This is a genomic window from Mesorhizobium sp. ISC15, from assembly GCF_037162615.1.
Taxonomy (GTDB): Bacteria; Pseudomonadota; Alphaproteobacteria; order Rhizobiales; family Rhizobiaceae; genus Mesorhizobium; species Mesorhizobium mediterraneum.
Genome location: NZ_JAVSPX010000001.1, coordinates 553,250 through 575,180, shown reverse-complemented (window position 1 = coordinate 575,180; position 21,931 = coordinate 553,250). Strand labels below are relative to the sequence as shown.

The window sequence follows — 21,931 nt, the reverse complement described above, 5'->3', positions numbered from 1 at the left end:
CGCGCCCTATTGGGCGCGCAAAGGACGCTGTAGAACTTTGATTTTGCGCATGATCTTTCCGAAATCGATCTCGATTTCGGGGTCATGCGCGGGCTCACGTACTTTAAGTACGCTCCGCTCCGGTTCTCGGAAACCACCATTCTCGGCGCGGCCTGACCTGAATCTCAACACACCCTGGGGCGAGCTATTCAAAGCTCATGCGCTTCAGCCAATCCTGGCCGACGCCGCGGTCGCGGATGATCGGCAGCGGATCCGTCGAATCCAGCCGCGCGCAGATGCGGTAGACTTCGAGCGTCTCGGCGCTCATCTCGCCGCGCTTGTAGAAGAACATGGCCGCGGCATAGCGCGTGCGCCCCGACCATTTTTCGCCGAGCGGCGTGTTGACCAGCTCCCACTGCTCGCTGGCTTCTGCATCGACGTCGTGCTTGTTTGCCTCATCCGTCATGGTCAGAAATCTGCCGGCGGATTGGCGGTGCGCCGGTCGAGCTTGATGAAGGGTCGCTGCACCACCTTGGCCCGCTTCATCAGCTTCTGGTATTGCAACTCGCGCATGGCGTAGATCTCGACCCAGAGGTCGTCGACGACCGTGTCGCCAAACGGCCGCGCCAGCGACGCGATGGCGATGTTGCGCTTGGCCATAGGCGACCACATGGCGGCGCTGACCAGCCCGACCTCTTGGCTTTTCCGATAGTAGACGATGGCGTGTTCGGCGGGAATGTTGCCCTCGATCTCAAGCCCGACCAGCACATGGCGAAGACGCTTCTTCGCCCGCGCGCCTTGAATGGCGCGGCGGCCATTGAAATGACCCTTTTGCAGGTCGACCATGAAGCCGAGACCGATCTCGTCCGGCATGCGCAAGCGGTCGGCGCGAATGGCATGCTCGGACGTCGTGAAATCCGCATTGGCAACGATCAGCCCAGCTTCGAGCCGGGCGCGATTGAGCGCGGTGTAGCCGATGGCGCGGATGCCGCGTAATTCGCCGGCCAGTATCAGCCGGTCCCAGAGGCTGAGCGCCTTGTCGGCCGGCACGAACAGTTCGTAGCCGAGATCGCCGGTGAAACCGGTTCGCGAGATGGTGATGGTGCCGTGGTCATGCGGGAACTCGGCTAGATCAAAAACCCTCAGCCTTTCGACGCCGGCGAAACCGGCATCGCGCAGCACGGCAAAGGAGGTTGGGCCTTGCAGCGCCAGACCGGCGACGGCCTCTGTTTCTTCCTCGACCGTCACGTCGAAGCCTGTGGCGCTATCCAGCAGCCAGGGCAGATGCCGTTCCTGCGAGCACAGCCGGAACCGTGTTGGCGACAGGCGGAACAGCGTGCCGTCGTCGAGGACGAAACCGTCGTCGTCGCACCAGGCGGTGTAGTGGACGCGGCCCGACTTCAGCTTGGTCACGTCGCGCAACGTGACGCGATTGAGGAAGGCCTCGGCGTCCGGCCCGGCGATGCGGTATTTCGTCATCGGCGAGATGTCGAACAGGGCCGCCTGGCTGCGGATGGCGAAATATTCGAGCTCCTCGTCCCACAGCGAATGTGGGGCACGGTAGCCGGCCCAATTGTACCAGTCATTGGTCCTGGCCAGCGCGTCGATGCGCGGCTGGAACGGCGTGCCGAGCCGCAAGGTACGGAAATGGGATTGTGCTGCGGCGCGGGCTGCTGAGGCGTCGAGGGTAGGTAGCTGATTCATGACTGCATTCCTTCGCGCCCCCGTCTGTCCTGCCGGACATCTCCCCCACGAGGGGGGAGATCGGCAGCTTGGGCGCCTCCTCTTGTTCCTCGGGCGTTGGTGATTGGCGAAAGTCGGGATGGCGGCCAATCTCCCCCCAAGTGGGGGAGATGTCCGGCAGGACAGAGGGGGGCGCCGTAGAGCACGGCCTTGGCCGATTGAGTATTCATGCCTACCCCTTCATCCCAATAATGCGCCGCGCGGCATTCAAGCCGGGCGCGCCGGAAACGCCGCCGCCCGGATGCGAGCCGGCGCCGGCGAGAAACAGCCCGTCGATCGGCGTGTCGTAGCCCGACCAGCCGGAGACGGGGCGCGACATCAGCATCTGGTCGGCCTGCAGTTCACCGTGATGCCAGTGACCGCCCGGCATCCGGTAGCGCGCCTCGATGTCGGCCGGTGTCAGCAGCTCTGCATGAAGCACAGTCTTGCTGATTCCCGGCGCAGAGGTCTCCAATTGAGCCATGATCGCCTTGAGGAATTTCGGCTTGCCAACGCTCCAGCCTTCTTTCAGCGCATAGGGCGCATACTGCACGACCGCAGACAGCACACAGGCGCCGTCCGGCGCCAGCGACAAGTCGGCAAGGCTGGGCAGCGTGATCTCCATCACCGGCTCCGGCGAGAACTCGCCGTACTTCGATGGATTGAAGGCGCGCTCGACATGATCGGGCGAGGGCGCGATCACCAGACGGCCCTTGTGGCCGGCGGCATCGACGCCGGTGAATTGCGGCGGCCGGTCGAGCGCCAGATGCAGCTTCGCCGCATCGCCCTTCATGCGGATATTTTTCATCTTGCGCACGAAGCCTGTGTCTAACTCGCGCGGCCCGACAAGATCGAAAAAAGCGGTCGCCGGATTGATGGCGGAGACGATCGTCTTGGCGCGGAGCATCTCGCCGCTGGCCAGCACAACGCCGACGGCGCAGCCTTTCTCGACGATTATCCTTGCCACCGGAGTCGCCGTGCGGATGGTCACCTCTGCCTTTTCCGCTGCAGCGCGGATGGCTGAAATGACAGCACCCATGCCGCCCTTTGGCAGAACCTGCGCGCCGGCTGTGCCGCCTGCCTCGCCTGCCAGCCGAAAGTAGAGACCGAGCAGCGAGGTCGGCGAGCGCGGGCCGAGATGGCTGCCGAGCGTGGCATCGAAGGCGAGCAGCCCCTTCAGCCTGATATCGGCAAGCTGTTCATCGAGCAGGTCGGCAACGTTCATCAGCAGCACGCGCAGGAAATCGCGCATATCCTCCTTACCAAGCTTCTTCAATGCCAGCGCGGTCTGACCGAGCGATGCCGTCTCAAGCAGCGACATGCTGCCGAGGTCGGGCGGCCGGCGTGCAAGGAACGGCTTCAGGATGCCGGCGTAGCGCAGCAGTTGCGCACGCAGCTCCTTCCAGGCGGTCTGCTCGGAGGAACTGGCGCCGGTCAGCACCTCGCCATAGGCGCCGTGCAGGACAAGCGACGGGCCGTCTTTCGACAGCGCCACGGACGGCACGAAGTCGTCGCGCGCGAATTGCAGGCCGTGCTTCTCCAACTCCAGCGTCTTCACCACTTCGGGGTGAAGACGGTTCAGCAGGTGAGCGATTGAGGAGACGCGAAAACCCGGCGCGAACTCCTCGGTGCGCGCCGCGCCGCCGACGTCTCGGGCGGCTTCCAACACCAGCACCTTGCGGCCGGCTTTCGCCAGCGTGGCGGCAGCGACGAGGCCGTTGTGGCCGCCGCCGATGACAACAACATCAAATAACGTCATGGGCCGGGCTCATATGCTTAGTCGGCTTGGCAAGGTCGCGCAGGATTTCGGCCGCTGCATTGCGACCGGGCGCGCCCATGACGCCGCCGCCGGGATGGGTCGAGGACCCGCACATATAGAGCCCCGTGACCGGCGAGCGGTATTGCGCGTAGCCCGGCACCGGGCGGTTGAACAGCAGCTGGTCGAAGGTCAGTTCGCCCTGGAAGATATTGCCTTCGGTGAGGCCGACCTCGGCCTCGATCTCACGCGGCGTGCGCACCTCCATATGGACGATGCGGTCGCGGAAGCCCGGCGAATACTCGGCGATCTGCGAAATCACGCTTTCGGCAAAACCATCGCGGTCGGCGTCGGTCCAGTCGCGGCCGTTCACCTTCGGTGGCGCGTACTGCACGAAGCAGCTCATGAAGTGCTTGCCAGGCGGCGCCATGGTCGGGTCGAGCGTCGTCGGGATCACCATGTCGAGGAAAGGGTCGGCCGACCAGCGTCCGGCCTTCCAGTCGTCATAGGCGCGCTCCATGCGCTCCATCGAATCGGTGAAATGCATATCGCCGCGATAGACCGGCGAATCCTTCGGCAGCGCCGGGAATTCGGGCAGCGAATCCAGCGCGATGTTGACCTTGCCCGACGAGCCGCGGATCTTGAAATTCCTGACTCGGCGCAGGAAGACGTCGGGCAGTTCCTTTTCCTCGACCAGCTTGAGGAAAGTGCGTTTCACATCGGCGTTGGAGACGACGAGCTTGCCATAAATCTCCTCGCCGTCGGCCAGCATGACGCCTTTGGCCCTGCCGCGCTGGATCAGCACATGATCGACCTCGGCGCCGGTGCGGATGGTGCCGCCGGAGGCCTGGAAGCTCGCGGCAAGCGCCTTGGTGACGGCGCCCATGCCGCCGCGCGCATAGCCCCAGGCGCCGACGGAGCCGTCGACCTCGCCCATATAGTGATGCAGCAGCACATAGGCGGTGCCCGGCGACATCGGGCCGAGCGCAGTGCCGATGATGCCGGACAGCGCGAAATTCGCCTTGATGACATCGGTCTCGAAATATTCGTCGAGGAAGTCCGAGATCGACATGGTCCAGAAGCGCAGCGTCAGCGCCATTTCCTCAGGCGTGAGCCCGGCGAACTTTCTGCCCAGATACAGAAGTTCGCCGAGGTCGCGTGGCCGGAAACTGGTCGGGTCGGGTGCAGTGCGCATCAGCAATGGCTGGATGAAGCGGCACTGCCGCGTCACGTCACGGGAATAGCGGTCATAGGCTTCCGCGTCGCGCCTGGAGAAGCGGGCGAATTCGCGCCGGTGGGCATCGTGGTCGCGGTAGTTGGCGAGGTAGTCGCCGTCGCGGGTGAACACCGCGCCGCCCTCGTAGGAAATCACCTGCAGGCCGAAGCGCGGCAGTTCGAGGTCGCGCATGATCTCGGGGCGAAACAGCGAGCAGACATAGGAGCAGTTGGAATAGAGGAAGCCGGGCGTCAATTCCCTGCTGGTGGCGGCGCCGCCGACCCAGCCGTTCTTCTCCACGACCAGCACGTCGAGCCCGGCGCGCTGCAGATAGCAGGCATTGACCAGACCGTTGTGGCCGCCACCGATGACGATCGCATCCCAGGATTTCATCTTGGCTCAGCCTTCATTTCTGCCCGACCGCTTCGTGTGATCGATCCCGAATACGCGAAATCTGGCATGGCTGTCGCCGTATTGTCCAGCCATTTTGAATGAATGTTCAACAAATGATGTTGCGTTTTCGCGTTAATCCGCTAGGCTTTGCCAACATTCGATATGGGCTTTGGACTGAGGTCTGATGATCGAAACGGTAGATGCCGAGCCGGAGTATGACGACACTGCCATCCGCTTCCTCGAGGCGCTGTGGGGCGACGGCTATCTGTCGCCTGGCGGGCCGGATGAGGTCGACCGGGTTGTCGAGGGCCTCGCGCTCGAGGGCAAGACGATCCTCGACATAGGTTGCGGCTCGGGCGGCATCACGCTGCATCTGCTCGAGCGCCATGGCGCTGCCCACGTTACAGGCTTCGATGTCGAGCCGCCGGTGATCGAGATGGCCAGGCAAAGAGCGGCCGCACGCGGGCTTTCCGGTCGCGCCAATTTCGTCCAGACGCCGCCCGGGCCGTTGCCCTTCGCCGACAGTTCCTTCGACGTCATTTTCTCGAAGGATGCGCTGCTGCATGTGTCTGACAAGGAAACCTTGTTGGCCGAAATCTTTCGCGTGCTGAAGCCGGGCGGTGTCTTCGCGGCATCGAACTGGATGATCTCGCACGACGGCGAGCCGTCGCCTGAGATGAAGGCCTATGTCGCCGCGGAAGGCCTGTCCTTCGCCATGGCATCGCCGGCCCGCTATGCCGCGGCGATGCGCCGGGCAGGCTTTGCAGACGTCACGGTGCATGACCGCAATCCCTGGTATCGCGACGTCGCGCGGGAGGAATTGAAGCGCCTCAAGGGCCCGCTCTACCCGGCGGTTGTGGCTGCGGTCGGTGCGGCCTATGTCGACAAGAACATACGAACCTGGGAAGCCATGCAGAAGGTTCTTGACAGCGGCGAGCACCGTCCCACTCATCTTCGCGGTCGAAAGCCGGTTGGATAGCTGGCGATGCTGGAGACCATCACGCCCATGAAGACAGCCGAGGCCAGGGAGGCCCTCCTCGAATCCGCGCGCAGACACGAGCCCGAAAAGCGCGGTCGCAAGGCGTCGAAGGAGGTCAGGCAGCTGCAGCTGATCGAGGCGACAATCGACTCGCTGGCCAAGCGCGGCTATTCGGAGACGACGATGGCCGATGTCGCCGATGGCGCCGGCCTGTCGCGCGGGATCGTCAACTTTCACTTCGAGAGCAAGGAGAAGCTGCTCGTCGCCACGTTAGCATACATGGCCGACGAATATGCCGCGCACTGGCGCGCTGCCCTCACCAAGGCTGGCGACGATCCTGCCCGCCAGTTGCAGGCTCTGGTTGCCGCCGATTTCGACCGCTCGATCTGCAACAAGCGCAAGCTGGCCGCCTGGTGCGCCTTCTGGGGTGAGGCCAAGTCGCGCCCGACTTATCAGGCGCTGTGCGGCGCGCGCGACGCGGCCTATCAGAAAGTCTTCATCGATCTTTGCGCGACGCTCAAGCAAAGCGGCGGCTATGCCTTCGAGCCGCAAGTCATGGCGCTGGCGCTCAGTGCCATGCTGGAGGGTCTGTGGCTGCGCCTGATGATGGGAACAGAGGACGTCACCCGCGAAACCGCGCTGCAGGCGGCGAACGAGTTCCTGTCGGCGGCATTTCCAAAGCATTATCCGTGGCCAACAGCCGGCAGCGACAAGACTGCATGAACAATCAAAAAAAGAGGATGGAACAGCAATGAAGACCATGGCCCGACGCCTGACACTGACATTGGCACTGACTGGTGTGCTGGCGGCTTCGGTCGCAACGCTTGCGGTTGCCGCGGACAAGGACCTGATCGTGTTCGACTGGTCCGGCTATGAGGATCCCGGTTTCCACCAGAAATATGTCGAGAAGAACGGCGATTCGCCGACCTTCACCTTCTTCGGCGATGAGGACGAGGCGTTCGAAAAAGCCCGTTCAGGCTTCAAGGCCGATCTCGGCCATCCCTGCTCGCAAAGCGTGGTGAAATGGCGTGAGGCGGGGCTGCTGCAGCCGCTCGATACCTCGAAGATATCGGCCTGGAAAGACCTCAATCCCGGTATCATGGCGATGAAGGATCTCGCTACCACCGCCGACGGCAAGGCCTGGTTCATGCCTTGGGACTGGGGCAACTCGCAGCTGACCTATAATTCCGACAAGGTCGATGAGAAGGACGTCCAGTCGCTGAAGGCCTTGGCCGATCCCAAGTTCAAGGGCAGGGTTTCCATCGGCGACAATGTCGACGACGCCTATGCGCTGGCCTCGCTGGCGATCGGGCTCAAGGACTGGACAAAGATGACCGACGACCAGTTCAAGCAGGCGTCGGACTTCCTGCGCCAGGTGCACAAGAATGTTCGCTCCTATTGGACCGATTCCACCGATATCGTCCAGCTGTTGAGCGGCGGCGAGGTCGACCTTGCCTGGGCGTGGAACGACGCGACGGTGCAGTCGGTAGCCGCCGGCGTGCCGATCAAGGCCAAGAAGGATACCGAAGAGGGGATTTCGACCTGGGTCTGCGGCTATGTGCTGTTCAAGGATGCGCCGGGGAATACCGACAAGGCCTATGATTATCTCAATGCCGTCAACGATCCGGAAGTCGCCAACATCCTGGTCAAGGACTGGGGCTATGGCCAGGCCAACGCCAAGGGCATGGCCGCTGTCGATCAGGCCGTGCTGAAGGAAAAGGGCTACGACGACGTGCAGAAATTCATCGACAAGACGCTGTTCCAGGCGCCGGTTCCATCGGATCTCAAGCTCAAGATGATCGCCGAGTTCGAGAAGATCAAAGCCGGCTATTGAGCTTGTTTTACCTATCTCGCCTGCCCACCAAACCGGCGGGCAGGCGGGCTCGCCAAGGTCACTGAAATTCCGTAACGTCGCTGCGCCACTTCCCACGATGAGGAGTTTCGCGCCATGGGTTCCATGCTTCGCCGCCTTGCCGTTGCGGCCGCATGCACGATCGGCCCAGCTGCCCTCGCCGTTGCGGCGGACGGGGGCGACCTCGTCGTGTTCGACTGGTCGGGCTACGAGGATCCGCTGCTCCATCCGGCCTACGTCGTCAAATACGGCACTGAACCGACCTTCGCTTTCTTTGGTGACGAGGACGAGGCCTTCCAGAAGATGCGGGCCGGCTTCAGGGCCGACATTGCGCACCCCTGCTCGCAAAGCGTGGTGAAGTGGCGCGAGGCCGGCATGCTGCAGCCGCTCGACACCAGCCGCATCGCCGGCTGGAAAGACCTCAATCCCGGCATCATGGCGATGAAGGATCTCACTACTGCCGCCGACGGCAAGGCCTGGTTCATGCCTTTCGACTGGGGCAACACATCGCTGCTCTATCGCACCGACAACGTGACGGCGGAACAAGCGCAGTCGCTGCGGATCTTCTCTGATCCGAAATTCAAAGGGCGCGTCACCATAGGCGACAATGTCGACGACGCCTATGCACTGGCAAGCCTCGTCATCGGGTTGAAGGACTGGACCAAGATGACCGATGCGCAGTTCAAGGAGGCGTCCGATTTCCTGCGCCAGGTGCACAAGAACATCCGCTTCTACTGGACCGACGATACCGACATCAATCAGGCCTTCTCCGGCAACGAGGTCGATCTGGCCTGGGGCTGGAACGAGACGTTTGTGACGCTCAAGGGCCAAGGCGTGCCGATCGCCATGAACCGCAACACCAAGGAGGGCCTGTCGACCTGGGTGTGCGGTTATGTGCTGATGAAGGACGCGCCGGGCAATCTCGACCACGCCTATGATTTCCTGAACGCCGTCAATGCGCCTGATGTGTCAGGCTACATGGTCACGACATTCGGCTATGGTCATGGCAACGGCGCCGGCATGGAAGCGATCGAGCCCAAGCTGTTGGCCGAGCGGGGCTTCGACAATCTCGACAAATTCCTCGACAAGACCTTGTTCCAGCAGCCGGTGGCGCCGGAGTTCAAGCAGCGGATGATCGAGGAGTTCGAGAAGATCAAGGCCGGCTATTGAAGAGCGGGATCGAACGAACCGATGTCGTCATCGTCGGCGCCGGTTTCACCGGCCTGTCGGCGGCGCTGGAACTAAAGAAGGCCGGCGTCGATTTCCTGCTGCTCGAAGCGCGCGACCGTGTCGGCGGGCGGGTTGAGTCAATGGAGATCGGCCTCGGCGAGCGCGTTGACAGCGGTGGCCAATTCCTGTGCGAGGACATGCCGGAACTGATGGCGCTGGTCGAGGCTCGCGGCAAGACGCTGGTTGAGACCTATGTAAAGGGGGAATTCATCACGCAACCGCGGATGAGCGCTCAGCAAGCCGACCGAGCTTACCTGGGCTCGATGGCGATTCGCGACCGGATGAATGCGATCGCGCCGGACGAGCCTGATATTGCCGGATTGACCGTCGCGGAATGGCTCGACCGTCAGCCTGATCCCGACCAGGCCAAGGCGGCCTTCCGTTCGATGATCGAGGGCTTGTGGTGCCAGGCGCTCGAAAAGCTGCCGCTGTGGCACCTGATCGACAATGACCGTCGCATCACCAACGAGGTTTCGGAGCTGCAATATTTCGTGCGTGAAACCATGCAGTCGCTGGCGGACGATCTGGCCGGCGACCTCGGTGATCGCGTGCGGCTGAACACGCCGGTCGGAACCATCGAGCACGGGCCGGAAGGGGTTCGTCTCGCCTCGGCGATGGGTGTGGTCGAAGCGCGGTCGGCCCTGGTCGCGGTGCCGCCGATGACGGCCTCGAAGCTGGACTTTGCACCGCCGCTGCCGGCTGGCCTGAGAAGGGCGCTCGGTGTCTGGCAAAGCGGCGCGGTGATCAAAGTGCTGGTGCGCTATCCCAGCGCCTTCTGGCGTGCAAGAGGTCTGAGCGGCGTGGTGATGTGGCGCGACCTGCCAGGGCTGTTTGCCTGCGACGTGAGCAAGGACAACGACCATGCCGCGCTGGTCGTCTTCGTCGGCGGGCCGCTGGCCCTGCGCTGGCGTGAGCTCGGCGACACGGCATTGCGCGCCGAGGTGACGACGAGGCTGAAGGATGCGCTCGGCACGGAGGCCGCCGACATGCTCGATTTCAGCTATCGCGACTGGACGCATGATCGCTGGAGCGGCGGCGGCTACAGCGATCTTATCGTCGATGCGACGGCGACCGATGCCGAACGCATCATCCTTGCCGGCGCGCAGCCACTGCATTTCGCCGCGTCCGAACTGTCGCCGTCATTCCCGGGCTACATTGAGGGCGCTGTTATGGCTGGGCGCATCGCTGCACGAAAGATCATCTCGGGCCTTCAGTCTGCCATCGCCACCAGCGCCTCGGGATCGTAGGCGAGGCGGATCGAGGTGCCGACCGGTATGTCGTCGGCGCCGAAATCGTTGGTTTCGGTCACCGAAAGCGGCTTTTCCAATCCCGGGATCTCGACGATCAGATGGGTGATCTCGCCGAAGTAATGGCGCTCCACCACCTTGCCGGCCACCTCGAACTTCGCCGTGGCGTTGTCCCACAACACGCGCAGACGCTCCGGCCGGATGCCGAGCGTCGCAGCGCCGCCATTGCGGACGAAAGCCCTAGGCTTGTCGGTTTTGACGCGGCCGAAGCCCAGCGTGTCGAGGACCAGCGAAGCGCCGTTCTCCTCGACGATCTCGGCCTTGACGAAATTCATGCCGCCGAGGAAGTCGGCGACCTGACGGTTGACCGGCCGCTGGTAGATCTCCTTGGGCGAAGCGACCTGCGCGATCCTGCCGCCGAACATCACGGCGATGCGGTCCGACATCGCCAGCGCCTCATACTGGTCGTGCGTGACCAGGACGAAGGTGATGCCGACCGCCTGCTGCAGGCGGCGCAGCTCGACCTGCATCTGCTCGCGCAGCTTCTTGTCCAGCGCCGACAGCGGCTCGTCGAGCAGCAGCACCTTGGGCCGCATCACCAGCGCGCGGGCCAGCGCCACGCGCTGGCGCTGGCCGCCGGACAGCTCGGTGGCGAGGCGCTTGCCGAGGCCGGTCAGCGACACCTGGTCCAGCGCCTCTTCGACGCGGCGCTTTTCTTCCGACCGTTCGAGCCTCAACCGCTTCAGCCCATAGGCGACGTTCTGCTCGACATTGAGATGCGGGAAGATCGCATAGCTCTGAAACACCATGTTGGTTGGCCGGCGATTGGCCGGGATGCCCTCCATCGACTGACCGTCGACCGAGATCAAGCCGCTGGTCGGATTGTCGAAGCCGGCGATCATGCGCAACAACGTGGTCTTGCCGCAGCCTGACGGGCCGAGCAGCGAGAAGAATTCGCCCTCCTTGATGGTCAGCGAGGCGTCGTCTAGCGCCTTGAACGACCCATAGTTGCGGGTGACGTTGCGAATCTCGATCATTGGTCGTTCGGTTTGGTGGGATCGTTCGGCTTGAGGCGGCTTAGGCATGGAGGCCTCCCTCGTTCTGAGTGCGCCTTGCCGCGCGGCGGCGCAGGATTTCAGCGATGGTCATCAGCAGGAAGGAAGCAGCCAGCAAGAGCGTGCCCAGCGCCAGCACGCCAGGCAGCTTCGAGGCGAAGCGCAACTGGCCCCAGATATAGATCGGCAGCGTCGCCTCGGTGCCGGTCAGGAAGAAGGCGATGATGAACTCATCGAGCGAGATGGTGAAGCAGACGAGCAGGCTGGAAATGATGGCCGGCGCCACCATCGGCAGCGTCACCCGTCTAAAGGTGCCGAAGGCGCTCTCGCCGAGATCGGCGGAGGCTTCCTCCAGGCTGCGGTCGAAGCCCTCGAAGCCGGCGGTCAGCACGGTCATCGAATAAGGAATGCAGATCAGGACGTGGCCGAGCACGATGGTGAACAGCGACAGGCTCAAACCCAGTTGCAGTATCACCAGGAGCATAGAGATGGCGACGATGATTTCGGGCAGCACCAGCGGCGCCATGATCAGGCCGTTGATGGCACGGCGGCCGGGGTAGCGATAACGGGTGATCGAGCGGGCGGCGAGAATGCCGAGCACGGTGGAGAGGATGGAAGCCGATACGCCGACGACCAGGCTGTTCCAGGCAGCGTCAAGCAGCGCCGGCGTGCGTGGCAGGTCCTCATACCATTTGAGGGTGAAGCCGGAGAGCGGGAATTTCGGCGTCGCGGCGCTGTTGACCGAAAAGATCGGCAGGAAGATGACCGGCAGGTAGAGGAAAACGACATAGAGGAACGCATAGGTCGACAGCCAGCCGCTGGCCAGGAAGCGCCGCATCGCCGTCATCGCGCCAGCCTCATCGTGCCAGCCGTCATCGTGCTAGCCTCTGGGCGGCGCGGATGACCAGCACGGTGGCGCCGGCCATCAGGGTCACGATCAGCATCGTGGTGACCGAAAGCGCGGCGCCAAGCGGCCAGTTGGAGGCCTTGCCGAACTGCGCCTGGATGGCGTTGGCGATCATGACGCCGTCCTTGCCGCCGACAAGCTTCGGCGTGACATAGTCGCCGACGGTCGGGATCATGACGATCAGCGCCGCCGAGATGATGCCGGGCGTCGACAGCGGCAGCGTCACGCGCAGAAAGGAGCGAATGGGACCGTCGCCGAGATCCTTGGCCGCTTCGACCAGCGTGCGGTCGATTTTTTCCAGCGAGACGAAGATCGGCAGTATTGCGAAGGCCGCCCAGGCGTGGGTCAGCGTGATGATGACGGCGCTCGAATTGTAAAGCAGCGCGGTCGACGGCTCGTCGATGACGCCAAGACCCATCAGGCCGGAATTGAGCACGCCATTGTAGCCGAGGATGACCTTCCACGACATCACGCGCAGCAGATAGCTGGTCCAGAACGGTATGGTGATCAGGAACAGCCACAGGCTCTTGTGGCGGCCGCCATGGAACGAGATGAAGTAGGCGATCGGATAGGCGAGGACCACCGTGAAGAAGCTCACCATCAGCGAGATGTAGAGCGAGCGCCAGAGCAGGTCGCGATAGATCGGCTCGGTCAGCGCAACTCGGTAGTTTTCCAGCGTGAAGGTGCGATCGATGGTCAGGTAGTTCTGCGTCCAGAAGGAGTGCGCGACGACGACCAATATCGGCAGCACCAGAAGCACGAGCGCGTAGAGAAAGGTCGGGCTGATCAGGGCAAAGCCCTGGACGGGTTCGGACTGCAGAAGGGCGTTTCGCCTGGCCCGCGTCATGCCAAACGTGGGCGATCCTTCTGCAGCCGCCGTCATTGCGGGCCCTCGGGCAGGGCCCTGGGCGTGATCTCGGTTGCTGGCGCGGATTGTCCTGCCATGCGGCGTCCCATTGCTAGCGCACCGGCTGTTTGTTCCCAATTTTGTACCCAGGGCGCCATCGCGGATCGCGCTCCGAGCTTGCCGGCTTTCTTTCATCATGCGCGCATCCGTGGATTGAAATCAAGCGCTATTTCTGCAATGTTGATTGAACGGACAGTCAAAATTGTGCCAAGAAAGCCGGGTTTTCCGGTGCTTGGCGCCGAAATTCAGTCCGATGAAATTTGCGATGAAACGATGCGAGGCAACGATGGCGGCTGCAAGAGATTTGAGGGCGACTGAAACGGCTGGGCCTAGCCATGCCGTCGAGCTGGCCAAGCGCCACCTCGTCCAGCCCTGGCCGTTCGCCGGCTCGGTCGGCGCAGAGGCGCGCGCCCTGATCGGTGAGGGTGACGGCATCTACATCACCGACGGCACCGGCAAAAAGCTGATCGACGGGCCGGCCGGCATGTGGTGTGTCAATATCGGCCACCGCCGCGAGGAATTGGCGCGGGTGATGTACGATCAGGCGATGGCGCTGTCCTACAACACGCCGTGGTACACGATGAACGCGCCGTCAGCGGAACTCGCCACGCACATCGCCGGTCATGCGCCGGGCGATCTCAACCATGTCTTCTTCACCACCGGCGGCTCCTCGGCCGTGGAGACGGCGCTGCGCTTCATGCAGTTCTACAACAATGTCCGCGGCCGCCCGGAAAAGAAGCTGATCCTGAGCCGGGGCGGCGCCTATCATGGCTCAACCTATCTGTCGGCCTCGCTCAACGGGCGCCCGCGCGATCGCGACTGGATGGACGGCGCCGACGATCTGGTCGTCAAGCTGTCGTCGCCCGATCCGTTCCGCCGTCCGCGCGGCATGAGTATTTCAGCCTTCACCGATGTCCTGGTCGACGAATTCCGCGATACTGTCGGCCGTGTTGGCGCCGACAGGATAGGCGCGTTCGTCGGCGAACCGGTGCAGGCGTCCGGCGGCGTCATCGTGCCGCCTGACGGGTATCTCAAGCGCATCCGCCAAATCTGCCGCGACAACGACATCCTCTATGTTTCCGACGAGGTGGTCACCGCCTTCGGCCGGCTTGGCCATGTCTTTGCTTCCGGCGATATGTTCGGCATCGATCCTGATATGATCACCTTTGCCAAGGGCGTCACGTCAGGCTATTTCCCGCTTGGCGGCGTCATCATCTCGGAACGGCTTCTCGAGCAGCTGCGCCGCTCAAACCATCCGGACGCCATGTTCGGCCATGGATTGACCTACACCAGCCATCCGGTCGGTTGTGCAGTGGCGCTGAAGAACCTCGATATCCTGGAAGAAAGCGTGCTGACGCACGCGCGTGAGGTTGCGCCCTATTTCCAGGCGCAACTGAAGACGCTGGAAGAGCTGCCGCTGGTCGGCGAAGTGCGAGGCCTCGGGCTGATGGCTTGCGTCGAGTGCGTCGCCGATCGCGAAAGCAAGGATCCGCTGCAGCTCGACAAGGATGTCGGCAAGCGCATCGATGCGCATTGCCATGAACTTGGGCTGCTGGTTCGGCCGCTGATCAACATGTGCGTGATGTCGCCGCCGCTGATCATTACGCGAGAGCAGATCGATGACATGGTGTCGATCCTGCGCGAAGGCATTTCGCGCACGATGGACGATTTGCGGAAGGAAGGGGTGTGGCAAGGGTGACAGCCGATCTCCCCCTTGAGGGGGAGATGTCGCCGAAGGCGACAGAGGGGGTCGGTTCGACCGGACGCGACCTACTGCGGTAGATGGAGGTTGGCGCTCTATGTGGGGCGACCCCCTCTGGCCTGCCGGCCATCTCCCCCGCAAGGGGGGAGATCGGCAGCTTCTCCGTCTCGCCTTTACGACTTCGACCGCAGCGCGTCGTTGAGCGCCCACATATCCTTTTCCTCCGGCGCCGTTTCCAGCCCGAGCACGGGGATTTGCTTGCGCAGATGGTCGTGGTGGGTGCGCACGCCATATTCGAGGTCGGAGAGATAGAAGCCGCCGAAGGCTTCCGATAGCATGGATTCGTTGGACCACACGGAAAGCTGCACGTCCTCGTTCATGGTGTCGCGATCGATGCGGTAGGCGAGATAGCGTGCCGCTGCCTGCCCCCTGGTCTCGTCGGGGTAGCGGTAGATGGCGCCGCGCAGCAGCGTCTCGCCGGTCGATAGCGGAAACTCCTGATAGAACTGCACGGATTCCGGCATGATCGACAGCGCGTTGTTAGGGAAGATGCCGTAATAGATCCAGGCCTTGCGCAGGTGTTCCGGCAGACGCGTCGCCACGGGCGCGATCTTGATGTATTGCCCGACGCTCCAGCGCCGTCCGGCATGCGGATTGTAAGTGGCGAAGGAACGCGACACGCCATTGATGAACGGCTCGTCGAAATAGGTCGCGCCGTAAAGGTCCTGCAATGCGGGATGCGCCATGGCAACGTGGTAGCCTTCATTGTCGACGTCGCGCACCGACTTCCAGTTGACCGGGCTCTTCTGGGTCCAGATGCCCCAGGACGGCACCATCTCGGCGACGCCATAGTGGGCGATCTCGGCCTCGATCGGCTTCAGGAGCTCGGCCACCGACGGCTGCGGGCCACCCTTGCGGAAGCGGATGAAGATGAGACCCATCCAGATCTCGAGGTCGAGCGGCATCAGGCCGAATTCAGTCTTGTCGAGATCGGGGAAAGAACGCGGACGGGCGGCGCCCCGCAGTGTGCCGTCGAGATTATAGACCCAGCCGTGGAAAGGGCAGACCAGAGCATTCTTGCAGGTGCCTTGGCTATCGGCGACGACGCGGCTGCCGCGATGGCGGCACATGTTGTTGAAGGCGCGGACGACGCCGTCCTTGCCGCGCACGATCAGCGCCCGCTCGCCGACCACGTCCATGGTCAGATAGTCGCCGGCGTTCGGCAGGTCGGAGATGTGGCCGGCGATCTGCCAATGGTTGCAGAAGACGTATTCTTTCTCGAGTTCGAGCAGGGCGTCGGAATGATAACTCCAAGCCGGCAGGCCACGCCGGTCCCAATTGTTGGGGATCGCCACGTCGCGGAGGTGCGGGTTCATAAAAGCTCTCATTTGTTGAATGCTCATTCAATAAAAGCATATTTTCCATTGAATTGCAATGGCTTGTCGAAATTGATCAAGTTCTTGCTGCGAAATCTTCCGACGTTGTTTGTCGGAAGCCAAACGCTCAAGGCTTGAGAAATCTCGAAAATTCCGGGTGTTAGCCAAGGTTCGCATAGACGTCTTATCTCGGCTTGAGCCATGAGAGCCGCGTGGGAAACATGGCTCCCGAAGATGGAAAAAAACAGCCCAGGGCTCGCCTGTTTTCAGGGCAATTCCGATGTCCGCCGATGCTCGAACCGGTTTTGCCCAAGATGCCGAAAAACCGGTTTCTTGCCCGTTACATTGCCGGATGCGCGTCATCGTTGGCTTGTTACAAAGCGCGAGTACGTTCGTTTCAACAGAAAAAGAAAATCAACGAAGGGAACGGCGATGTATACGAAAATCCAGACTGCCTACAATGACCGCCGTGTGCAGGCGCCGGAGCGCAACGACCGCCGGCCAAAGCTGGCGCTGCGCCAACGCGCCAACGACCATCCGATGGCGCTGTTCGCGGTGCTGGCCGCCGCCGCATTCGTCGGCATGGCGTTCGCGCCGACCGTTGGCCCAGCCTTCGCTTCACTAAACCCGCCGGCAAACATCGTCGACGGCGCGCCGACCACGACCAAGACCGCGCGCCTGCCGATGCCGGAGATCGATTTTGTCTGCAAAGGGCAGGCCTGGGGCGCCGAGAGTGCGGACTGCCTGCGCGTCATCGCCGAGCAGTCCGGCATCCACAAGGCTCGCACGGTCCGCGTGATCGCCAATGCCGCGCCAGCCACCGATACGCCGAACGTTTTTTGATGCCCCCCGAGCGACCCTCCAGCGCTCCAGGCAGGCTCCCACCGCATCGTCGGTCGGGAGTCTTTTTTCTCCGGGCGCTAGCTCTTTGTTGAGAATCGGATTTTTCCAAAACCGGTTTCCACCGGTCCGAAGTTCTAGCTGCCCAAGGCGGCCTGCTCGGCAATGGCCGAGAGCACGCCGCGCACGTCCAGCGTGCTGAACGGCTTTTCCAGGATCTGCGGCCGCTGCGGCGCAGGCAACGCCTCGATTTCGGCTTTCGCACCGATCAGATCGCCGGTGACCAGCACGAAACGCCGCGCCAGATCAGGTTTTTCGGCGAGCAGCTCGCGATAGATGGCGATGCCGCTGATGCCGGGCATGCGCAGATCGGAAAAAACGATGTCCGGCGGCATATGGCCGTTCAAGGTCGCAGCGGCCGATGCCCAGGCCGGCACGACCCGCGACTTGATGCCCATTAACTCCAGAATGTCGGACAGCGATGCCGCGACATCCGGCTCGTCGTCGATGATCAGGGCATGACGCAATCCGCTCGAGCGCGCCGGGCTTTCGCCGGCGATGGCCGCGCCGGCGGAGATCGCCGGCAACTGGACGACGAAACGGGCGCCCCTCGGCAGAACTTCTTCGAACCAGACATTGCCATTGTGGCGTTCGATGATCGATTTCGAGATCGACAGGCCGATGCCGGTGCCGACGCCGACCGGCTTGGTGGTGAAGTAGGATTCGAAGATGCGGGAGCGTATCGCTTCCGGCACGCCCAGCCCGTTGTCCTCGACCGAAAATCCGGGATTGCCGCGGTCGCCGCGAAACGTACGGACCTTGATCAGCCGGTCGCCGGCAATGCCGGCCAAGGCGTGCTGGCTGTTGATGAGGAAATTGGCCGCCACTTGCGTCACATGGTCGGCATCGGCCATGGCCAGCAGCGGACCGCTGGCGAAATCGGTGTCGATGATGATGCCGCTCGACCTGGCGCCGTAGGCGGTCACTTCGAGTGCCGCGCGGACCACCTGGTTGAGGTCGGTCTCGGCTTGCGAAGCGGGATGCAGGCGGACCATCGAGAGGAAGCTCTTGACGATGCGGCCGCAGCGCTCGGCGGCGGCGCGCACCTTTTCGGCGCGCACCTTGGTCTGCGGGTCAGACGCGAATTCATGCAACAGCGTCGACTGGGCGACGACCACGGCAAGCGGGTTGTTGAGCTCGTGTGACACGCCGGCCAGCAGCGAGCCCATCGCCGCCATCTTCTCGTTCTGGTGCAGCTTTTCGCGCTGGCGGCCGATCTCTTCCTCGGCACGCAATTTGTCGCGCAGGTCGCGGATCGAGCCGAAGATCAGGCGGCGGTCGGCGACTCGCATCTCGGTCGCTGTCAGTTCGATCGGAAAGACCTCGCCGGCCGCATTCTGGGTGACGGTCTCGATCCGCTGGCCGACCATCGGCGCGCCGCGGCCCGACATGTATTCGGCGCCCGACACATAGCCCTTGCGATAATATTCCGGAACGACGGTGTCGAGCAGGTCCTTGCCGAGGATGCCGCTGCGCTGGTAGCCGAACATCTTTTCGGCGGCCGGATTGAATTCGATGATAGAACCGGTCTCGTCGATGACGATGATGGCGTCGAGAGAAGCCTGCAGCATCGTGCGGCGGATCACTTCGCTGGCATGGGCATCGGAAAGCGATCGTTCGATGGCGTCGCCGATGGCCAGTGCCACGATGTGCAGCGTCGCCTCTTCCTCGTCGGTCCATTCACGCTCGTTCACGCAGGCGTTGACCGCCAGCGTGCCCCACAAATGGCCATGCGCAAAGACCGACACCGACAGGAATGACTTGATGTGCTGCTTTTCGAAGTCGGTCCTCAGAAAGCCTTCGAGGTCGCGCGTGTGTCCGGCGAAGATCTTGCCTTGCCGCTCGTCCTCCGCCAACCGTTCCAGCAGCGGGTCCGAATTGACGACCGACTGCATGATGATCGTCGGCGACGCCAGCTCGCCGCCAAATCGGGGATCGATCCAGTAGGCCGCGACCGACTGGGCAAACCCCTGGCCGGGCAACTCGCGCAACCGGAACAGGATGCCGCGCTGGCAATCCATGGCCCCGCAGAGCGTTTCAAGAATGCTGTCCATCTCGCGCTGCCAGTCGCCAGCTTCGCGAAGCCGGCGAACGACATGGACAGCGGCCATCGCCGCGCCCTGCCTGACGCCGTGCATATCGCTGGGTGCTGCTTCAACCGTCATGGTCAGCCATCATTTCAGAATCGTACCAAGCCAGAGTGACGCCGGGCTAGATGATACCAGGCGGTCGCTCCGCTCAGTTGCTTTCGCCGGTCGGCAGCGAGAAGATATAGCCTTCGCCGCGCACCGTGCGCAGGAATTTCGGATTGGCCGGGTCCGCCTCGATCTTCTTTCTCAGCCGCATGATGCGGATGTCGACCGCGCGCGACGATTCAGGATCTTCCACGAAGCCGATCGCCTCGGAGATCGCCGCACGCGTCAACAATCGGTTGGCGCGTGTCAGGAAGACCTCCAGCACGTCGAACTCGCTCTTGGCCATGTCGATGACCGTCCCATTGGTGCCGGTGACAAACCTGCCGTCGAGATCGGCATGGAAGGGGCCAAAGCTCATGTAACGGCGATTGGCTGTTGCTTCGGCCTTGGCGCTCTGCGGCTCGGTCGGCTGCGGAACGCGGCGCAGCACGCTGCGGACCCTCGCCAGCACCTCGCGCAATTCATAAGGCTTGACGATGTAGTCGTCGGCCCCAAGTTCCAGCCCGACGATGCGGTCGAGCGCGGTGCCGGCGGCGGTGGCATAGATGATGCCGATTGGCATTTTCGAGCGCAGCCAGCGGCCGAGCGACAGGCCGTCTTCGCCTGGCATGGCGATGTCGAGGATGGCCAGGTGAAACGACTGCGTTTCCAGCAAGGTTCGCGCGGCGCTGGCACTCTCGGCCGTGGCGACATCATAGCCACTGGCGCCGAGATACTCGGCGACCGCGTCTCTCAGATCGGGCTCGTCCTCGACGATGACAATTCGTGCCCGCACTATGCTCTCGCTCCCGCTTTCAGTGGAAAGTAGATTGGGTATAAACATCATGTCCAGCGCTCATCTTGGGTTGCCGGTTGCAGGGTGGGAAAAAAATGGCTGCACGATCCATTATCGCGCTTGTTTCCGTCGCCGAAGTGGTCGCGACCAATCTCGCTGACCATCTTGAACGGCGCGGTCATGACGTGCGCGCGGTGCGGCAGCCGTGGGAGGCCGAATCCCTGCTTTCCGGAAAGGGCATCGATGTCGTCGTCGTCGGCGACAGCCTCAGCCAGGCGGAAGGGCGTGATCTGCTCAGGCGCCATGGCGGCGAGGGCGGGCCGGATTTCATCCTGATCTGCCGGCCGGCCGATCTCGTCGACAAGGTGCTGGCGCTCGAACTCGGTGCTGCCGACGTCGTCGAAAGCCCGCTCAACGTCAGGGAACTCGCCGCCCGTATCGGCGGCTTGCTGGCACGGCGCGGCAGGAACGCCGGGGAATTGGTCGTGCTGGAGAACGCGACGGTCGACCTCCGGTCGGCCATGGTCATGCATCGCTCCGGCACTGAAGAACAATTGTCGCCGGGTCAGGTGGCGCTGCTCAGACTGTTTCTGGCCAGCCCGCGCAAGGTTTTGACGCGCGACGACATCATTGCCGCCGCGCCCGCCGAAAATGCCGATGCCTTCGATCGCTCGATCGATTCGCGCATCGTGCGGCTGCGCCGCAAGCTCGACACCGAAACCATCACCACCATAAGGGGGGCGGGTTACCGGTTCGATCCGCCGACGCAGTTCGCCGACTGACGGCTGGCCCACCTCGCAAAGGATACTGTAGCACTTCAATTTTGCGCATGATCCCCAGCGAAAATCGTCTCCGATTTCGGGGGCATGCGCTTGCAACTCAGCGCACCACGAGGAGCGACGGCCCTGACGGCCTTTCGTAGGCCGTGCCGAGTTCGCTGGCATGGGCCCGATCTTTCAGGAGCACGGTGGCGAGGCCGGCAAAGCCGAGCAGGCCCTGCGCGTAGAGCAGTGCGGAAAGCACCGAAGCAGCAAATTTCGTGTTCATCGTTTTTGTTCCCCAATTCGGTTTCAGGTTTGCTTCAGGGAAACCCCGAAGCGCCCGCGCCGCCAGCGGAGCCCCCCGTCGCGGCGCGGGCCTTCGGTCCTCTCGGCTGCAAGTTGCCGGAGGGGCCGCGCATCTTCTTCAGCCCAAAACCGACCCGCCAGAGGGCCTTGAGCCGGTTGATGCGCAGGCTGGACACAATCCAGACCGTGGCGAAAAACAGTGCAGCATGCAGGGTCGAAACTTCGCTTGAAGTCATCCCCGCAAGCTTCGTCGTCGGGCCGCCGGCGAAGGTGCCGACGCCGCCAAGGATCGCTGCGGCTATGCTTATCCTGAAAAGCCAGGACATCGCGTTCGATTGCAGGTTCATCTTCGTTTGTGCCGGCTGTTTTCGTTGGGTCAACTCTGCGGGTGGCCTGTATCCAGATCATGCCGCTAGTGCGCGCGCCTTGTTGCAAATTGGTTTCGAGGAAAGTCAAATTTCTTTCATATGAGGGAAGATCGCGCTTTCGTTTAGCGATGACTGCACCTTCCGCTGGTCCGGGCCCGGCCAGCCGAGGGCGTCATGTCCTTGGTTCCGCCTTCGGGATGTCCCTCGGAGAGGCTTCCGGCCGTTAACCAGAGGAAACACATTCGAAACAGAAATGGCTGCGATACGAAATCAATTCGAAACATCACCCGACGATAAGCCGATCA

Annotated in this window: 21 protein-coding genes; 9 read left to right on the top strand and 12 right to left on the bottom strand. The window is 62.8% G+C overall.

From position 1 onward, the window contains the following. Positions 1-184: 184 nt before the first annotated feature. From RPG13_RS02825 to RPG13_RS02810, 4 genes are all read right to left on the bottom strand, one after another. Positions 185-445 (bottom strand): hypothetical protein, encoded by a 261-nt coding sequence (locus RPG13_RS02825; RefSeq protein WP_095487132.1) that lies wholly within the window; start codon positions 443-445, stop codon positions 185-187. A gap of 2 nt (positions 446-447) precedes the next feature. Further along, entirely contained in the window at positions 448-1,683 is a 1,236-nt protein-coding gene (locus RPG13_RS02820; protein WP_337124348.1) for an aminomethyltransferase family protein, read from the bottom strand. 211 nt (positions 1,684-1,894) lie between these two features. After that, entirely contained in the window at positions 1,895-3,460 is a 1,566-nt protein-coding gene (locus tag RPG13_RS02815; protein WP_337124347.1) for a phytoene desaturase family protein, read from the bottom strand. Continuing rightward, positions 3,447-5,066, bottom strand: coding sequence for a phytoene desaturase family protein (locus tag RPG13_RS02810; protein WP_292502301.1), 1,620 nt, complete (start codon positions 5,064-5,066; stop codon positions 3,447-3,449). Before RPG13_RS02810 ends, RPG13_RS02815 begins: the two co-directional genes overlap by 14 nt. Positions 5,067-5,250: 184 nt before the next feature. Here RPG13_RS02810 and RPG13_RS02805 point away from each other — a divergent pair, with 184 nt between their 5' ends. The 5 genes from RPG13_RS02805 to RPG13_RS02785 all read left to right on the top strand — a co-directional run bounded on the left by RPG13_RS02805 (position 5,251) and on the right by RPG13_RS02785 (position 10,374). Further along, positions 5,251-6,045, top strand: a complete 795-nt coding sequence (locus RPG13_RS02805) for a class I SAM-dependent methyltransferase (RefSeq protein WP_337124346.1) — start codon at positions 5,251-5,253, stop codon at positions 6,043-6,045. Between the two features lie 6 nt (positions 6,046-6,051). Continuing rightward, positions 6,052-6,768: a transcriptional regulator BetI gene (betI, locus tag RPG13_RS02800; protein ID WP_126104641.1), complete on the top strand. Its 717-nt coding sequence runs from the start codon at positions 6,052-6,054 to the stop codon at positions 6,766-6,768. 28 nt (positions 6,769-6,796) lie between these two features. Further along, on the top strand, positions 6,797-7,879 hold the full coding sequence (locus tag RPG13_RS02795; RefSeq protein WP_337124345.1) for an ABC transporter substrate-binding protein: 1,083 nt from the start codon (positions 6,797-6,799) through the stop codon (positions 7,877-7,879). 114 nt (positions 7,880-7,993) lie between these two features. Continuing rightward, positions 7,994-9,067 carry an extracellular solute-binding protein gene (locus RPG13_RS02790; protein ID WP_292637335.1) on the top strand — a complete coding sequence of 358 codons (1,074 nt, stop codon included), beginning with the start codon at positions 7,994-7,996 and terminating at the stop codon, positions 9,065-9,067. Then, positions 9,064-10,374, top strand: coding sequence for a flavin monoamine oxidase family protein (locus RPG13_RS02785; protein ID WP_126104644.1), 1,311 nt, complete (start codon positions 9,064-9,066; stop codon positions 10,372-10,374). Before RPG13_RS02790 ends, RPG13_RS02785 begins: the two co-directional genes overlap by 4 nt. Here RPG13_RS02785 and RPG13_RS02780 read toward each other — a convergent pair. The 3 genes from RPG13_RS02780 to RPG13_RS02770 are packed head-to-tail and all read right to left on the bottom strand — an operon-like array spanning position 10,338 to position 13,219. Further along, complete coding sequence (locus RPG13_RS02780) at positions 10,338-11,411, bottom strand: ABC transporter ATP-binding protein (protein WP_126104645.1); 1,074 nt, start codon at positions 11,409-11,411, stop codon at positions 10,338-10,340. The two genes, RPG13_RS02785 and RPG13_RS02780, sit on opposite strands and share 37 nt — an antisense overlap. Positions 11,412-11,451: 40 nt before the next feature. Continuing rightward, on the bottom strand, positions 11,452-12,276 hold the full coding sequence (locus RPG13_RS02775; RefSeq protein WP_095487113.1) for an ABC transporter permease: 825 nt from the start codon (positions 12,274-12,276) through the stop codon (positions 11,452-11,454). A gap of 25 nt (positions 12,277-12,301) precedes the next feature. Beyond that, entirely contained in the window at positions 12,302-13,219 is a 918-nt protein-coding gene (locus tag RPG13_RS02770) for an ABC transporter permease (RefSeq protein WP_126104646.1), read from the bottom strand. 60 nt (positions 13,220-13,279) lie between these two features. On the opposite strand from RPG13_RS02770, the gene RPG13_RS02765 reads away from it, so the two are divergent. Continuing rightward, a complete protein-coding gene (locus tag RPG13_RS02765; protein ID WP_337124344.1) occupies positions 13,280-13,561 on the top strand; it encodes a hypothetical protein in 282 nt (93 codons plus the stop codon). Next, positions 13,530-14,942 (top strand): aminotransferase, encoded by a 1,413-nt coding sequence (locus RPG13_RS02760; protein WP_337124343.1) that lies wholly within the window; start codon positions 13,530-13,532, stop codon positions 14,940-14,942. Before RPG13_RS02765 ends, RPG13_RS02760 begins: the two co-directional genes overlap by 32 nt. 176 nt (positions 14,943-15,118) lie before the next feature. On the opposite strand, the gene RPG13_RS02755 is transcribed toward RPG13_RS02760, so the two are convergent. After that, a complete protein-coding gene (locus RPG13_RS02755; RefSeq protein ID WP_337124342.1) occupies positions 15,119-16,321 on the bottom strand; it encodes an aromatic ring-hydroxylating oxygenase subunit alpha in 1,203 nt (400 codons plus the stop codon). A gap of 432 nt (positions 16,322-16,753) precedes the next feature. On the opposite strand from RPG13_RS02755, the gene RPG13_RS02750 reads away from it, so the two are divergent. Next, positions 16,754-17,164 carry a hypothetical protein gene (locus tag RPG13_RS02750; protein WP_095487107.1) on the top strand — a complete coding sequence of 137 codons (411 nt, stop codon included), beginning with the start codon at positions 16,754-16,756 and terminating at the stop codon, positions 17,162-17,164. 134 nt (positions 17,165-17,298) lie between these two features. Here RPG13_RS02750 and RPG13_RS02745 read toward each other — a convergent pair whose 3' ends face one another. Together RPG13_RS02745 and RPG13_RS02740 are read right to left on the bottom strand one after the other, a co-directional pair. Then, positions 17,299-19,386, bottom strand: a complete 2,088-nt coding sequence (locus tag RPG13_RS02745; RefSeq protein WP_337124341.1) for a PAS domain S-box protein — start codon at positions 19,384-19,386, stop codon at positions 17,299-17,301. A 73-nt stretch (positions 19,387-19,459) separates the two neighbouring features. Then, positions 19,460-20,239: a response regulator gene (locus tag RPG13_RS02740; RefSeq protein ID WP_185928140.1), complete on the bottom strand. Its 780-nt coding sequence runs from the start codon at positions 20,237-20,239 to the stop codon at positions 19,460-19,462. Positions 20,240-20,286: 47 nt separating this feature from the next. Between RPG13_RS02740 and RPG13_RS02735 the strand changes: the two genes are divergently transcribed. Further along, entirely contained in the window at positions 20,287-20,973 is a 687-nt protein-coding gene (locus RPG13_RS02735) for a response regulator transcription factor (RefSeq protein ID WP_095487104.1), read from the top strand. 97 nt (positions 20,974-21,070) lie between these two features. Here RPG13_RS02735 and RPG13_RS02730 read toward each other — a convergent pair whose 3' ends face one another. Together RPG13_RS02730 and RPG13_RS02725 are read right to left on the bottom strand one after the other, a co-directional pair. Beyond that, the gene (locus RPG13_RS02730; RefSeq protein ID WP_126104649.1) at positions 21,071-21,238 is read right to left on the bottom strand and encodes a hypothetical protein; all 168 of its coding nucleotides are present in this window, start codon (positions 21,236-21,238) and stop codon (positions 21,071-21,073) included. Between the two features lie 34 nt (positions 21,239-21,272). Further along, positions 21,273-21,605: a hypothetical protein gene (locus tag RPG13_RS02725; protein WP_127206378.1), complete on the bottom strand. Its 333-nt coding sequence runs from the start codon at positions 21,603-21,605 to the stop codon at positions 21,273-21,275. Positions 21,606-21,931: the final 326 nt, after the last annotated feature.